Source organism: Micromonospora sp. NPDC051227, from assembly GCF_044455385.1.
GTDB lineage: Bacteria > Actinomycetota > Actinomycetes > Mycobacteriales > Micromonosporaceae > Micromonospora.
Map to the genome: position 1 here is coordinate 55,852 of NZ_JBITET010000009.1, position 14,849 is coordinate 70,700.

Sequence of the window (14,849 nt, forward strand, 5' to 3'; positions counted from 1 at the left end):
CACGCCGGGCGTAACCGCGCTCAGGGCATGACCGTGCTCAGGGCTTACCCGTACCCCTGAGCAGCTCGACCTCGGCGGTCCGGGACTGCTCGATCCGCCGGGCCAGGTCGCGGACCCGCTCGTTGCGGCCGACGCCGACGTGGGATCGGGCCAGGTCGGCGGCCGATCGCTGGTGGTCGGCGAGCACGTCGCGCAGCATCCGGTCGACGTCCGCGTCCGGCGCGGTCCGCAGCCGGTCGAGGGCGGCGTCGTCGCCGTGCCCGTCGTGGTGGTGTGCGGCCGCGCTGGCACCCGGCCCGGTCGTGGGCAACCAGCCGCGCATGGCGGCCAGTTCGTCGGCCTCGGTCGCCTCGACGGCGGCGGCCAGAGTGCGCAGCGCGTCGTCGCGCACCCGGTCCCGGGCCAGCCGGACGATCTGCAGGGTGCGTTCGCTGTGCCCGACCATGGTGCTCAGGAACACCACGTCGATCCCGCTCATCGCGTCCGCCTCGATCGCGGACCCGGCACCCGCGGACCCGGCCGCCGTCGAGCCGGCCGGGGACGCGAGGGCCGGCTGAGGCAGGGCCGACGGGCTCGACGTGGGCGATCCGGCGCAGGCTCCGGTGAGCAGCAGAGCGGCAACGAGGGACGCCAGCGGGGTGCGGCGGGGCATGCCGGTTGCTCCGTTCACGCGAGGGCGGCGACACGGGTGCGACCAGGGGCCGCACCCGTGTGCGGTCAGACCTTGAGCCAGAGCGCCGGTACGTTCGGCGGCTCCCAGCCCGGGATCGCGGTGTGCGCCTGCCGGCAGCGGTACGTCGCTCCGCCGTAGGTGACCTGGTCGCCGACCTGGTACGCCCGACCCGTCGTCCAACTGCCGCCCGGCGCGGGCGGAGTGGTCGGCGTGGTTGTCGGGGTGGGCCGTGGGGTGGGTGAGGTGGTGGGGGTGGGCGTCGGGTTCGATCCTCCGCCGCCGATCTGCACGTCGATGCAGGAGTAGAAGGCGTTCGCCGTGTCGGAGATGTTCCACACCGCGAGGATCTTCTGCCGGCCGGAGAAGCCGCCGAGGTTGACGTTGTGCGACACCGTGGCGCCCGGCTGCTGGCCGTTGCCGTTGACCACGCCGACCCGGGTGTTGCCGATCCAGTACTCCCAGTTGCTGGTGGCGTGCCGGGCCGTGTTCACCCAGGTGAAGGTCAGCGAGCTGCCCACCGAGGTGGCCGGCCAGCCCCGACTGTCGTCGTTGAGGACGGCGAACTGGGCGATTCCGGCGTTGCAGCTGCGTAGGCCCTTCGGTCCTTCGACGCTCTGCGGCTCGTACTTGATCTGCCCGCAGTCGGGCACCCGGCCCTGCGCGCAGAGCGCCTGCCGGCTCGGTGGGGCGGAGACGTAGCCGTGCGCCTGCGCGGGGGCGGCGACGGTGAGGGTGGCGGCGACGGCGCCCGCCGCCACCAGCGGGACGGTGATTCTTCGACGCATGGGGGCAGCTCCTTCTCCAGGGTCCGGTGGGTGCCCTCAACGTAATTTAAACATTGTTAACAGTAAAGACTCTCATCGATAAATCCATCGATGATGGCAGTTTTATTCTCAGAGTCGGAGCAGGCTGCCCCGGTCGTCGACCTGGTCGGCCGACTCGTCGTCCAACCAGACGCCGCCGGTGCCGAGGTAACGGAACCGGTACTCCCCCGGCGGCAGCTTCACCGTCACCGTCCTGGTGCCGTCGCGGCGGACCACCAACTCGTGCCGGCCCGGCTGCCAGCCGTTGAAGGAGCCGACGACGCTCACCGGGCCGGGCGGGACATCGCGGGGCAGGCAGAAGGTGACCCGGGTCTGGTTGCCGAAGAGCTTGTTGCGCTTGATCACGGTGATCCTCCGGGGGTTGCGGCGGTTCACCCGGCATAACGGGCAACACGCCGACGCCGACACGCCGTCGGCGTGGCCAGGCCTCGACGTTCCGCCCCCACGTCAGGGCTGTCTGGGAGATTCTGTAGGCACTTGTTCACTTAACGGAGGTTTTCGGTGGCAACCTGCGAGGTCTGCGGCAACGACTACTGGATGGCGTTCGAAGTGCACACCGTCAGCGGCGACGTGCACACCTTCGACTCGTTCGAGTGCGCGATCCAGCGCATGGCACCGATCTGCGAGCACTGCCAGGTCAAGATCGTCGGGCACGGCGTCGAGGTCAATGGCCGTTTCTTCTGCTGCGCACACTGCGCCCGCGCCGTCGAGGGCGCGGTGGGCGCCGAGATCCGCGACGCGGTCGGCGCCCGCCCGGCCTGACGCGCCCGCCCGGCCGCCGCCACCTACCTCGTACCCGACCGGGCGGGCCTCAGGTGAACCCGCCCGACCTACCATCGTTGGATGCCCCAGCAGACCACCGAGCTACGGACGGCCTCCTTCGCCGACCTGAACGCCCGCACCCTCCACGACCTGCTCAAACTGCGCATCGACGTGTTCGTGGTGGAGCAGAACTGCCCGTATCCGGAGCTGGACGGGCGGGACGTCGAGCCGGGCACCCGGCACGTCTGGCTCACCGACGGCGGCGCGCCGCTGGCGTACCTGCGGATTCTGGCGGACCCGGACGGTGTCGCCCGAATCGGTCGGGTCGTGGTGGCCCCGGCGGCGCGCGGCGGCGGACACGCCGGCCGGCTGATGACGGCGGCGCTGGAGGTGGTGGGCAACCGACCCTGCGTGCTGGACGCCCAGTCGCACCTGGTCGCGTTCTACACCCGGCACGGCTTCGCGGTCAGCGGCCCCGAGTACGTCGAGGACGGCATCCCGCACACGCCGATGCGACGCGATGCCATTGACGGCTGACGATCGAGCTGGCATGGTGCCGGGTAGAGCCATCGCGGGAGCCAGCGATTAGGCACGGGAGTGGGCAACTCCCGGCGATCTGGGTGTCGACGTCCGACCTCATCCCCCCGGGGGCTCCATGTCTTTCACCGGATCACGACGTGTGCTCTGGTTGTTCGCCATCATGGCGACCATCACGCTTTTGTTGACGACCGCACTGACCACCATGCTGCCCAAGTCCGCTTCGGCGCATGGTTCGGTCGTCGACCCGGCTTCGCGTAACTACAGCTGCTGGCAACGCTGGGGCGGCGACTTCCAGAACCCCCGGATGGCCACCGAGGACCCGATGTGCTGGCAGGCCTGGCAGGCCGACCCGGCCGCCATGTGGAACTGGAACGGCCTGTTCCGCGAGGGCGTGGGAGGCAACCACCAGGCCGCCGTGCCCGACGGCCAGCTGTGCAGCGGCGGACGCACCCAGAGCCCTCGCTACAACGCGCTGGACACCGTCGGTGCCTGGAAGACCACGTCGGTGTCGAACAACTTCCGGCTCCGCTTCTTCGACCAGGCCAGCCACGGCGCCGACTACATCAGGGTGTACGTGACGAAGCAGGGCTTCAACTCCGCCACCCAACCGCTCGGCTGGGGCAACCTGGAGTTGGCCGGCCAGATCGGTAACACCCCGGCCTCCCAGTGGGACCCGGACACCGGTGGTGTCTCGATCCAGATCCCGGTGAACGCACCGGGACGCACCGGACGGCACATCGTCTACACCGTCTGGCAAGCGAGCCACCTGGACCAGTCGTACTACCTGTGCAGCGACGTCGACTTCGGCGGCGGGTCGACCACCCCGCCGCCCACCACGCCCCCGCCGACGACCCCGCCGCCCACCACCCCGCCGCCGACCACGCCCCCGCCGACCACCCCGCCGCCGGCCGGTGCCTGCACGGCGACGTACCAGGTGACTGGTCAGTGGTCCGGTGGCTTCCAGGCCGAGGTGAAGGTGACCGCCGGCGGTTCACCCACCCGAGGCTGGTCGGTGAGCTGGAACTACAACAACGGCCAGCAGGTCACCTCGTCGTGGAACGCGACGGTCGGCGCCAACGGCACGCTGGTCACCGCACGTAACGCGAACCACAACGGCACCCTTGCCGCCGGAGCGAGCACCACGTTCGGTTTCCTCGGCTCGTGGAACGGCAGCAACCCGGTTCCGCTGGTCTCCTGCACGACGACCAGTTGATCCCCGTCCGGCGCCGCACCCGGGCGGGGGTGCGGCGCCGGCCGGCGGGAATGCGGTGGTGCCCGGCAGTCCGTCCGGGCACCATGCCCCGCATGATCGAGATCAGGCTGCTCACCCCCGACGACTGGCCCACCTGGCGTGAACTGCGGCTGGCCGCCCTCACCGAGGCACCGGGAGCGTTCGGCTCCCGGCTCGCCGACTGGCAGGGCGACGGCGACCGCGAGCAACGCTGGCGCGACCGGCTGAGCATCCCCAACTCCCACGACCTGGTGGCCGTCCTGGACGGGCGCCCGGTCGGGATGTCGAGCGGTGTACCCACGCCGGACCCGCTGATGATGGACCTGATCTCGATGTGGGTGCACCCCGACGCCCGCGGCAAGGGTGTCGCAGACCGTTTGGTGAACGAGGTGGCGCAGTGGGCCCGCGGGGCCGGCGCCGACCGGCTGCGCCTCAACGTCATGCCGGACAACGCGCGAGCGAAGGCCCTCTACCGCCGCGCCGGCTTCCGGATGACCGACGAGCCGGGCAACCTGACGCCCGACGGCGAACAGGTCATGCTCCGCCCCCTCTGACCCCGCACCCACCCTCCCCGACCCGCACCCCCGCCTTCCCGCGATCTTGCACTTTCGGTCGCCCGATCGCGGCTTATGCCCTTCTCGCCGGGACAGAAACTGCAAGATCAGCGCAGCGCAGGGCAGGGCGGGGCAGGGCAGGGGCGGGGTGGGGGCCGGCGGGCGTCAGACCAGGCAGTTGACGATCTCGGCTACCGAACGGCGGCGGCCGGTGTAGAACGGGACCTCTTCGCGGACGTGCCGGCGGGCGCTGGAGGCGCGCAGGTCCCGCATCAGGTCGACGATCCGGTGCAGTTCGTCGGCCTCGAAGGCGAGCATCCACTCGTAGTCGCCGAGCGCGAACGAGGCGACCGTGTTGGCCCGCACGTCCGGGTAGCCGCGGGCCATCTTGCCGTGTTCGGCCAGCATCTCGCGCCGCTCGGCGTCGGGCAGCAGGTACCACTCGTAGGAGCGGATGAACGGGTACACACAGATGTAGGGGCGGGCCTCCTCACCCGCCAGGAACGCCGGAATGTGACTCTTGTTGAACTCGGCCGGCCGGTGCAGCGCCATCTGCGACCACACCGGGGTCAGCGCCCGACCCAGCGTGGTGCGGCGGAACCGCAGGTAAGCGTCCTGGAGCGCGTCGGGGGACGCGGAGTGCCACCAGATCATCACGTCCGCGTCGGCGCGCAGCCCGGAGACGTCGTACACGCCCCGGACCACCACGTCCTTGCCGGCCAGCTCGTCGAAGAGGGACACCACCTCGCCGGTGACGTTGTCCCGCAGCGACGGCAGCGGGGAGCTGGCCCGGAACACCGACCACATGGTGTAGCGGATGCTGTCGTTCAGCTCCCGCAACCGGGCCGCGTTGGTCTGCTCGGTCATCTCGCCGATCCTCCCAGTGCTGTGATGATCTCTTCGGCCGCCGTCTCGCCGGAGCGGACGCAAACCGGGATGCCGACGCCGTCGTAACCGGCGCCGGCGAGGACCACTGTGGGGTGCGCGGCCCGCAGCGCCGTCCGCGCGGCGCCGAGCCGGTCGGCGTGCCCCGGCGCGTACTGCGGCAGCGCACCGCCCCACCGCTGCACGTGCCCGTCGACCGGGGCGGGCAGCGGCGTGCCGAGCACCGCCGACAGCTCCCGGTGCACTGTCGCCGCCAGGTCCGCGTCGGGGCGCTGAAGGTGCGCCTCCTCGCCGTACCGGCCCACCGAGGCGCGCACCACTGCCAACCCGTCCGGCCGGCGCAGGTGCCCCCACTTGGTGGTGAAGAAGGTCGCCGCCTTGATCAGCAGGCCCTCGGTGCTCGGCACCAGGAAGCCGGACAGCTCGGGCAGTCGCGGCTGCGGCAACGCCATGGTGACCAGCGCGACGCTCGCGTAGTCCAGCGCGCCAACGCCCGCCGCCACCGCCGGCGCGGGGCCGGCGAGCAGCCGCGCCGCCGGTCGCGCCGGCACCGCCAGCACCACCGCGTCCACGTCCACCAGCTTGGGGTCGCGGGTCGGGCCGACGGTGAGCCGCCAGCCGGTGCCGGTCGCTGTCAACTCGCGCACGGCGGCGTCCCGCCGTACCGTCGCGCCGCTGGCCGTCACCGCCGCCTCGACCAGGGTGCTCAGCCCGCCAGCAAGGGTGCCGAAGACCGGGGCGCCGGGCGCACGCGGCGCGGCGGCCTGCGCGGCCCGGACCGCGCCGACCAGGGTGTGCTCCACCCGGGCCGTGCGGGCCAGTGCCGGCATCGTCGTGACCAGGGAAAGATCGTCGGCACGGCCCGCGTACACGCCGCCCAGCATCGGGTCGACCAGCCGCTCGACCACCTCGTTGCCGAAGCGGGACCGGACCAGCGCGCCCACCGAGACGTCCGCGTCCGGCCCGACCAGCGGCCGGCCGCCGTCGGTGTCGGCGTCCGCGGCCGGGCGGGCGACAGCGGCCACCCGTTCCAGATCCCCGGGTACGCCCACCAGGGTGCCGCCCGGGATGGGGCGCAGCCCCCCGTCGATGACCAGCGCGGCCTGCCCCACCGTGGGGTGCACGATCTTCTCGGCCAATCCGAGCCGGCGGGCCAATGCCACCGCCGCGCTCTCGGCGCCGGTCGGGTCGCGCATCAGGAACGACTCCGCGCCGAACTCCACCGGCTGACCAGCCAGCTCCCCGGTGCGCAGCTTTCCGCCCAGCACGCCGGACTGCTCGTACACAGTGATCTCGGTGCCGGCCGGTGCGCGGTCGCGCAGGCGGACCGCGGCGGCCAGACCGGCGATCCCGCCGCCGACCACCGCCACCCGCCAGGGCTGCCGCATTCCCGGTCAGCCCTGGTCGGCTCGGCGGCTGGACAGCTCGTGCACCAGCGCGACCACCCGGGTCAGCACCTCCGGGTCGGTCTCCGGCAGCACCCCGTGGCCGAGGTTGAACACGTGCCCGGGGGCCGCCCGGCCCTGCTCAAGAATGCGGCGCACCTCGGCCTCGACAACGGGCCACGGCGCGAGCAGCACGCACGGGTCCAGGTTGCCCTGCACCGCCTTGTCCGCGCCGATCCGGCCGGTGGCCACGTCCAGCGGCGTACGCCAGTCGACGCCGACCACGTCGGCCCCGGCCTCGCCCATCGCGCCGAGCAGTTCGGCGGTGCCCACGCCGAAGTGGATCCGGGGCACCCCGGCGTGCGACCGCTCCGACTCGGCGCGTCTGTCGCCGCGCCCCGACCCGGAGCGGTCGTCGACCAGCCCGCTCAGCACGGTGGTCGAGTGCGGCAACACGAAACGGCGGTAGTCGGCCTCGGAGAGCGCGCCAGCCCACGAGTCGAACAGCTGCACGGCGGAGACGCCGGCCTCGATCTGCACCCGCAGGAAGGCCAACGTCACCTCAGCCAGGCGGGCACAGAGCGCGTGCCACAGCTCAGGGTCGCCGTACATCAGGGCCTTGGTCTTGGCGTGGGTGCGCGACGGCCCGCCCTCGACCAGGTAGCTGGCCAGCGTGAACGGCGCGCCGGCGAAACCGATCAGCGGGGTGTCGCCCAGCTCGACCACCAACTGCCGGACGGCCTCGTCAACGTACGAGACGTCGTCGCGGGTGATCCGGCGGATCCGCTCCACGTCGGCGGCGGTGCGGATCGGCTCGGCGACCACCGGGCCGGTGCCCGGCACGATGTCCAGGTCGATCCCGGCCGCGGCGACGGGCACCACGATGTCGCTGAACAGGATGGCCGCGTCCACGCCGTGTCGGCGCACCGGCTGGAGGGTGATCTCGGTGACCAGCTCCGGTCGGCGGCAGGACTCCAGCATCGGCACGCTCGCCCGGATCTCCCGGTACTCCGGCAGGGAGCGGCCGGCCTGGCGCATGAACCAGACCGGGGTGTGCGGAACGGGCCGACGTCGGCAGGCCCTGATGAAGGGCGAGTCGGCCGGTCCGCCGGGGCGGGATTCTCCGTCTCGGGCGACAGTGCCCGTGGTGTCCGTGGTCATCGCCGCAATCGTGCCACGCCCGCCACCCCCGACCGGGTGGGGGTGAGAGGAAGGGCACCGTTCCTTGCCTCGGAGTCGAAGCGAGGGCCCCTCGGTGAGCGTCGGCGCGCCGTCGAAGCGGGGGGCGGACGGCGGCATAGGCTGCCGACATGGCCCCCCCGATCGCGCTCCCGGAGACGTTCGCCCGCGCGGTCGCCGGGCTGCGGTCGGCCGCCCCGCGGCCGGAGATCACCCTGGAGGAGGTCGGCGCCCCTCAGCGGCTGGCCCCGTACGCGTTCGCGCTCGCCGCGACCGTGCTGCGCGACGACGACGAGGTGGCTACCGGCCGGCTGATCCTGCTGCACAACCCGGTCGGGCACGAGGCGTGGCAGGGCACCCTGCGGCTGGTCACCTACGTGAGCGCCGAGTTGGAGGTCGATCTGGCCGCCGACCCGCTGCTGCCCGGGGTCGGCTGGACGTGGCTGACCGACGCACTGGACGCCCAGGACGCCGGCCACCGGGCGATCGGCGGAACGGTGACGCAGACCATGTCGACCCGGTTCGGCGATCTCGCCGGGCCACCGACCATCGGTGACATCGAGATCCGCGCGTCCTGGACGCCGATCGACGACGACCTGACCCCACACCTGCTCGGCTGGTGCGCGTTGCTCGCCTCCACCGCCGGTCTCCCCCCACCCGGCGTCACCGCCCTCTCCGACCGCCGCCCGGCCGGCGCAGCCTGACGTTCGGCCCTCGGAACGACACTTTGCGGACACCTGATCGACACACGCCGGACCGGCTGCACCCGCCGGATCTCCGCGCGCACTAGGGTTGTCAGGTGACCGACGAACCACCCCTGCGCCGTCGGCCCACCGAAGAACTTCCGGGAAACGCACCCCAGCACCCGCAGTCGGCCCAGCCGCAGCCGGCGGGCGAGGGGGCCGACCCGGCCGACGGTGGGCCCGTTCCGCTGATCGCCCCGCGTGACGGCACCCCCGATCCGGTGGCCGCCCCGGCCGAGCTTGCCGAGGTGGTGGCCCGCTTCGCGGCGGGCACCGGCCCGGTCGCCCTGGACGCCGAGCGCGCTTCCGGCTACCGCTACAGCCAGCGCGCGTACCTGGTGCAACTGCGCCGGGCCGGTGCGGGCACCGCGCTGATCGACCCGCTGCCCCTGCCCGACCTCAGCGCGCTGGACGCGGTGATCGGCGAGGCCGAGTGGGTCCTCCACGCGGCCAGCCAGGATCTGCCCTGTCTGGCCGAGGTGGGGTTGCGTCCGCGCCGACTGTTCGACACCGAGCTGGCGGCTCGACTGGCCGGCTTCGAACGCGTCGGGCTTGCCGCGCTCACCGAGCAGTTGCTCGGCTTCACCCTGGAGAAGCACCACTCGGCGGCCGACTGGTCGAGCCGACCGCTGCCCGAGTCGTGGTTGACGTACGCCGCGCTCGACGTGGAGTTGCTCACCGACCTGCGCGACGCGCTGGACGCCGAGTTGACCCGGCAGGGCAAGTCGGCCTGGGCCGCGGAGGAGTTCGCCGCGCTGGTCCGCACCGGGGCACGCCCGCCCCGGGTCCGGGCGGAGCCGTGGCGGCGCACTTCGGGCATCCACCGGCTGCGGGGGGCGCGGGCCCAGGCCCGGGTCCGCTCGATGTGGTACGCCCGGGACCAGATCGCGGCCCGGCGGGACGCCGCTCCCGGTCGGGTGCTGCCCGACTCGGCGATCATCGCCGCGGCCGAGCTGGACCCGAAGGACGAGAAGACCCTGCTGACCCTGCCCGGCTTCGGTGGTCGGTCGGTCCGTCGGCTGGCCCGCACCTGGCTCGCCGCGCTCGACGACGCGCGGCAGCTGCCGGAGGATTCCCTGCCGGTCTCGCCGGCCGTGGAGGGCCCGCCTCCGCCGCACCGGTGGGCCGAGCGGGACCCGGTGGCGGCCGGTCGGCTGGCCCGCTGCCGGGAGGTCGTGATCCGCATCGCCGGCGAGCACAACCTTCCGCCGGAAAATCTGATCACTCCGGATTCGGTCCGCCGGCTGGCCTGGACCCCGCCGGAGGAGATCACCGAGGCGTCGGTAGCGGAGACCCTGCGCGGCCTCAACGCCCGCGAGTGGCAGATCAACCTCCTCACCCCAGACCTCGCCGAGGCCCTCTCCCCCCAACCCTTAACCCCCAACCCCTGACCAACCCCCACCCACCCCCGCCTGCTGTCACCCGCTGTCGTTGATCATGAAGTTGTTGTCACCGGGCCGGCGTGTCTCGACAACAACTTCATGATCGACCGAGGCTGGCGGGTGAGGGTGGTGTGGGGTGGGCCACAGGCAGGGGTGGGGACGGGGTTGGTTACTGGCGAGTAGCATTCGAGGGAAACGTGCCCGTGTCGGCGACCCTTGTCCGGTCCGGCGCGCCACGTCGGCGCGAAGGCCGAATCACGGTCGAATAGGAGGCTCAAGTGCCCCGTGAAGTTCGCGACGTCGTCTTCGTCGACGGCGTCCGTACCCCGTTCGGCAAGGCGGGTGGCATGTACGCCAACACCCGCGCCGACGACCTGGTGATCCGCTGCATCCGGGAACTGCTGCGTCGCAACCCGCAGCTGCCCCCGGAGCGGGTCGAGGAGGTCGCCATCGCGGCCACCACCCAGATCGGCGACCAGGGCCTCACCATCGGCCGCACCGCCGCCCTGCTGGCCGGGCTACCCAAGACCGTTCCCGGCTTCGCCATCGACCGAATGTGCGCCGGTGCGATGACCGCCGTGACCACCGTCGCGAGCGGCATCGCCATGGGCGCGTACGACATCGCCATCGCCGGCGGCGTCGAGCACATGGGCCGCCACCCGATGGGTGAGGGCGTGGACCCCAACCCGCGCATCATCGCGGAGAAGCTGGTCGACCCGTCCGCGCTGGTGATGGGCTCCACCGCGGAGAACCTGCACGACCTGGTCCCGCACATCACCAAGGCACGCACCGACGCGTTCGCGCTGGCCTCGCAGCAGAAGACCGCGAAGGCGTACGCCAACGGCAAGCTCCAGGACGACCTGGTGCCAGTGGCCATCCGCGACGCGGAGGGCGGCTGGGGCCTGGCAGGAGTGGACGAGGCCCCGCGGGACACCTCGCTGGAGAAGCTGGCCACGCTGAAGACCCCGTTCCGCCCGCACGGCAAGGTCACCGCGGGCAACGCCGCCGGCCTGAACGACGGCGCCACAGCTAGTCTGCTGGCCGACGAGGCCACCGCCCGCGAGCTGGGCCTGCCGGTCGCCATGCGGCTGGTGTCGTTCGGCTTCGTCGGAGTCGAGCCGGAGGTGATGGGCGTCGGCCCGATCCCGTCGACCGAGAAGGCGCTGCGCCTCGCCGGGCTCAGCATCGACGACATCGGCCTGTTCGAGCTGAACGAGGCGTTCGCCGTGCAGGTGCTCGCCTTCCTCGACCACTTCGGCATCGCCGACGACGACGCACGGGTCAACCCGTGGGGCGGTGCGATCGCCATCGGTCACCCGCTGGCCTCCTCCGGCGTGCGGCTGATGACGCAGCTGGCCCGCCAGTTCGCCGAGCACCCCGAGGTCCGGTACGGCCTCACGGCGATGTGCATCGGCATCGGCATGGGCGGCACTGTCATCTGGGAGAACCCGCACTGGGAGGGTGGCAACAAGTGAAGGCACCGAACGAGGTCGTTACCCGGGCGCTGCTGCGCCAGGTGAACGTGCCGGGGCTGGACCGGCCCGCCGCCCTGATCACGCTGGACAACGGCTTCGACCACACCAAGCCGAACACCTTCGGCCCGGGCGGGCTGGCCAGCCTGGACGAGGCGATCACCGCGGCGCTCGCCGCCGACCCGGCGTTCATCGCGGTCACCGGCAAGCCATACATCTTCTGCGTGGGCGCCGACATCGTCGGCCTGCCGCAGCTTGCCGACCGCGCGCAGGCGCTGGAGATCGGCCGGCTCGGCCACCGGGTCTTCGCCCGGCTCAAGGACAGCAGCGTCCCCACCTTCGCGTTCGTCAACGGCGCGGCGATGGGCGGTGGCCTGGAGCTGGCGCTGCACTGCCATTACCGGACGCTCTCCGGCGGCACGGCGGCCCTCGCGCTGCCCGAGGTCTCCCTCGGTCTGGTGCCGGGCTGGGGCGGCACCCAGTTGCTGCCGAACCTGATCGGCATTCCCGCCGCGACACAGGTGATCATCCAGAACCCGCTGATGCAGAACAAGATGCTCAAGCCCAAGCAGGCGGCCGAGCTGGGCATCGCGGACATCCTGTTGGAGCCGGCGGACTTCCTGGAGCGGTCCCTGGAGTGGGCTGCCGGCGTGGTCCGGGGTCAGGTCACAGTGACCCGGCCCGAGGTCGACAAGGACATGTGGGCGGGCGTGCTCTACTTCGCCCGGGAGACGCTGAACCAGCGGCTGCACGGCGCGGTCCCGGCCGCGTACAAGGCGCTCGACCTGCTGGAGACGGCGAAGGACGGCGACTTCGCCGCCGGCACCGCTGCCGAGGACGAGGCCCTCGCGGACCTGGTCTTCTCCGAGGAGCTGCGCAGCGGCCTGTACGCGTTCGACCTGGTGCAGCGGCGGGCCAAGCGCCCGGCCGGCGCACCGGACAAGGGTCTGGCTCGCACGATCACCAAGGTCGGTATCGTCGGCGCGGGTCTGATGGCCAGCCAGCTGGCGCTGCTGTTCGCCCGCCGCCTCCAGGTGCCGGTGGTGATGACCGACCTCGACCAGTCCCGGGTGGACAAGGGCGTCGGCTACGTGCACACCCAGATCGAGAAGGCCGTCACCAAGGGCCGGATGGACAAGGGCACCGCCGCCAAGCTGTACGGCCTGGTCAGCGGCACTGTCGACAAGAGCGCCTTCGCCGACGCGGACTTCGTCATCGAAGCGGTCTTCGAGGACCTGGGCGTCAAGAAGCAGGTCTGGGCCGAGTTGGAGAAGATCGTTTCCCCGGAGGCGGTGCTCGCCACCAACACCAGCTCGCTGTCGATCACTGAGATGGCCGCCGAGTTGGAGCACCCGGAGCGGGTGGTCGGCTTCCACTTCTTCAACCCGGTGGCGGTGCTGCCGCTGTTGGAGATCGTCCGGGGTGAGCGCACCGACGACGTCACCCTGGCGACCGCGTTCGCGGTGGGCAAGCAGCTCAAGAAGTCGAGCGTGCTGGTCAAGGACGCTCCGGCGTTCGTGGTGAACCGGCTGCTCACCCGCTTTTTGGGCACCGTCTTCGCCGCCGTCGACGCGGGCACTCCGCTGGACGTGGCGAACAGCGCACTGGACCCACTGGGCCTGCCGATGCGTCCGCTCGCCCTGCTCCAGTTGGTCGGGCCGGCCGTCGCGTACCACGTGGGCGGCACCCTGCACGCCGCGTACCCGGACCGGTTCGGGGTCAGCGAGAACCTCAAGCGGATCGCCGACTCCGGTCGGCCGATCGTGGTCGACGACCAGGTCAACGAGGAGGTGGCCGCCCTGCTCGTGGTAGGTGACCAGCCGTTGACCGCCGAGCAGGTACGCCAGAACGCCCTCGACGCGCTCGCGCAGGAGATTTGGCTGATGCTGGACGAGGGAGTGGTCGCCGAGGCACAGGACATCGACCTGTGCATGATCCTGGGCGCTGGCTGGCCGTTCCACCTGGGCGGCGTCACGCCGTACCTGGACCGGACCGGCACCTCCGAGCGGGTCACCGGCCGGCGGTTCCTGCCGCGTGGTGCGGCGAGCCTGCCCGCCTGACCGATCCCTGTACCACCGTCGCGGTGGTCGGACCGTCCCTCGTGGACGGACCGGCCACCGCGACCGTTTGTGATCAGTCGATCGCTGGCTGCGGGTTTCGGCGGGGACGACGGCGGGCGCCGCGCCGGGTTAGGATCACGCGTTTTGCACACCCATCTTGGAGCTGACTGATGTCCCAGCCGCCGGCCAATCCCTACGGCCCGCCGCACGATTCCCCCGACCCGTCGCAGCAGCCGGGCCAGCAGCCTGGCGGTTGGCCGGCGCCGCAGCAGCAGGGACACCCACAGCAGCCCGGTGGTTTCCCACCCGCGCAATCGGGCTTCCCGCCCGCGCAGCCAGGCTTCCCACCCGCGCAGCCAGGCTTCCCACCCGCGCAGCCGGGTCAGCCGTACGGTGACCCGAACCTGGCCGGGGGGTCTCTTCCGGCGAAGAAGTCGAACATCGGCAAGATCGTGTTGATCGTGTTGGCAGTGGTGCTGGTGCTCTGCCTCGGCGGCGCGGCGATCACCTGGCTCGTCGTCAAGGACGACGTGGGCGCCGTGGTGGACGCCAGCAAGACCCGGGTGGTCGCGCCGGCCACCCTCGCCGACCGGCCAAAGCTCACCAACCCGGAGCTCCTGACGGCCGCCGAGCAGGCGGTCGCCGGGATGAAGACGGCGGCGGGGAACGAGACCAGCACGGTCGCCGCCTTCTACGGCGACCCGACCAAGCAGGACCTCGTCATGATCGCGGGCGTGTCCGGGCTGCTGTCGGACCCGAAGAAGGAGCTCGACGCCTATGTGGACGGCCTGTCCAAGCAGCTGACTGTGAACAAGATGACGGCCGTCGACGCCGGCCCGCTCGGCGGTGAGGCGCGTTGCGGCGACGGCAAGGCCGACACCGTGCCGCTGGGCATCTGCGTCTGGGCCGACCGGGGCAGCCTGGGCATGGTGGTGATGTACTTCAAGTCCGCCGACCAGGCGAAGGCCGAGTTCACCACGATCCGGGGCCAGGTCGAGCAGCAGTCCTGATCCATACGAGACCGGGGCCCCGGCCACCCGAGGGTGGCCGGGGCCCCTCCTGCTCTCCTGAAGCGCCCCGACCGGCCGCGGTCGGCACGGCAGCCACTCCCCGGGGCCGCCAATACTTTGCCCTTGCGCTAAGTGTCATCTCCAGCAAC

The 14,849-nt window shown here is 71.8% G+C and carries 15 protein-coding genes; 9 read left to right on the forward strand and 6 right to left on the reverse strand.

Going from position 1 to position 14,849, the window contains the following annotated elements; translation table 11 throughout:
• Positions 1–37: 37 nt before the first annotated feature.
• The 3 genes from ACIA47_RS21815 to ACIA47_RS21825 form a co-directional block, all read right to left on the reverse strand.
• Positions 38–652 (reverse strand): DUF305 domain-containing protein, encoded by a 615-nt coding sequence (locus ACIA47_RS21815; protein WP_396710214.1) that lies wholly within the window; start codon positions 650–652, stop codon positions 38–40.
• A gap of 65 nt (positions 653–717) precedes the next feature.
• Positions 718–1,458 carry a lytic polysaccharide monooxygenase gene (locus ACIA47_RS21820; RefSeq protein WP_112584938.1) on the reverse strand — a complete coding sequence of 247 codons (741 nt, stop codon included), beginning with the start codon at positions 1,456–1,458 and terminating at the stop codon, positions 718–720.
• A gap of 108 nt (positions 1,459–1,566) precedes the next feature.
• A complete protein-coding gene (locus tag ACIA47_RS21825; protein WP_203122291.1) occupies positions 1,567–1,842 on the reverse strand; it encodes an isoamylase early set domain-containing protein in 276 nt (91 codons plus the stop codon).
• Positions 1,843–1,998: 156 nt separating this feature from the next.
• Between ACIA47_RS21825 and ACIA47_RS21830 the strand changes: the two genes are divergently transcribed.
• The 4 genes from ACIA47_RS21830 to ACIA47_RS21845 all read left to right on the forward strand — a co-directional run bounded on the left by ACIA47_RS21830 (position 1,999) and on the right by ACIA47_RS21845 (position 4,584).
• Positions 1,999–2,259, forward strand: a complete 261-nt coding sequence (locus tag ACIA47_RS21830; protein WP_091400670.1) for a Prokaryotic metallothionein — start codon at positions 1,999–2,001, stop codon at positions 2,257–2,259.
• A gap of 81 nt (positions 2,260–2,340) precedes the next feature.
• Positions 2,341–2,796, forward strand: coding sequence for a GNAT family N-acetyltransferase (locus ACIA47_RS21835; protein WP_091400664.1), 456 nt, complete (start codon positions 2,341–2,343; stop codon positions 2,794–2,796).
• Positions 2,797–2,914: 118 nt separating this feature from the next.
• Positions 2,915–4,012 carry a lytic polysaccharide monooxygenase gene (locus ACIA47_RS21840; RefSeq protein ID WP_396710218.1) on the forward strand — a complete coding sequence of 366 codons (1,098 nt, stop codon included), beginning with the start codon at positions 2,915–2,917 and terminating at the stop codon, positions 4,010–4,012.
• Positions 4,013–4,104: 92 nt separating this feature from the next.
• Complete coding sequence (locus tag ACIA47_RS21845) at positions 4,105–4,584, forward strand: GNAT family N-acetyltransferase (RefSeq protein ID WP_396710220.1); 480 nt, start codon at positions 4,105–4,107, stop codon at positions 4,582–4,584.
• Between the two features lie 165 nt (positions 4,585–4,749).
• Here ACIA47_RS21845 and hemQ read toward each other — a convergent pair whose 3' ends face one another.
• From hemQ to hemE, 3 genes are read right to left on the reverse strand one after another with little or no spacing between them, the layout of a single operon-like run.
• Positions 4,750–5,451, reverse strand: a complete 702-nt coding sequence (gene hemQ, locus ACIA47_RS21850; RefSeq protein WP_112675622.1) for a hydrogen peroxide-dependent heme synthase — start codon at positions 5,449–5,451, stop codon at positions 4,750–4,752.
• Positions 5,448–6,857, reverse strand: coding sequence for a protoporphyrinogen oxidase (gene hemG / locus ACIA47_RS21855; RefSeq protein WP_396710222.1), 1,410 nt, complete (start codon positions 6,855–6,857; stop codon positions 5,448–5,450). The genes hemQ and hemG overlap by 4 nt, the downstream gene beginning before the upstream one ends.
• Before the next feature lie 6 nt (positions 6,858–6,863).
• Positions 6,864–8,015 (reverse strand): uroporphyrinogen decarboxylase, encoded by a 1,152-nt coding sequence (gene hemE / locus ACIA47_RS21860; protein ID WP_396710224.1) that lies wholly within the window; start codon positions 8,013–8,015, stop codon positions 6,864–6,866.
• 149 nt (positions 8,016–8,164) lie between these two features.
• On the opposite strand from hemE, the gene ACIA47_RS21865 reads away from it, so the two are divergent.
• The 5 genes from ACIA47_RS21865 to ACIA47_RS21885 all read left to right on the forward strand — a co-directional run bounded on the left by ACIA47_RS21865 (position 8,165) and on the right by ACIA47_RS21885 (position 14,700).
• Positions 8,165–8,737: a DUF3000 domain-containing protein gene (locus tag ACIA47_RS21865; protein ID WP_396710226.1), complete on the forward strand. Its 573-nt coding sequence runs from the start codon at positions 8,165–8,167 to the stop codon at positions 8,735–8,737.
• 95 nt (positions 8,738–8,832) lie between these two features.
• Positions 8,833–10,167 carry a ribonuclease D gene (locus tag ACIA47_RS21870; protein ID WP_396710228.1) on the forward strand — a complete coding sequence of 445 codons (1,335 nt, stop codon included), beginning with the start codon at positions 8,833–8,835 and terminating at the stop codon, positions 10,165–10,167.
• A gap of 269 nt (positions 10,168–10,436) precedes the next feature.
• Positions 10,437–11,633, forward strand: coding sequence for a thiolase family protein (locus ACIA47_RS21875; protein ID WP_203124738.1), 1,197 nt, complete (start codon positions 10,437–10,439; stop codon positions 11,631–11,633).
• Positions 11,630–13,690 (forward strand): 3-hydroxyacyl-CoA dehydrogenase NAD-binding domain-containing protein, encoded by a 2,061-nt coding sequence (locus tag ACIA47_RS21880; protein WP_396710230.1) that lies wholly within the window; start codon positions 11,630–11,632, stop codon positions 13,688–13,690. The genes ACIA47_RS21875 and ACIA47_RS21880 overlap by 4 nt, the downstream gene beginning before the upstream one ends.
• A 170-nt stretch (positions 13,691–13,860) precedes the next feature.
• Complete coding sequence (locus ACIA47_RS21885; RefSeq protein ID WP_396710232.1) at positions 13,861–14,700, forward strand: hypothetical protein; 840 nt, start codon at positions 13,861–13,863, stop codon at positions 14,698–14,700.
• Positions 14,701–14,849: the final 149 nt, after the last annotated feature.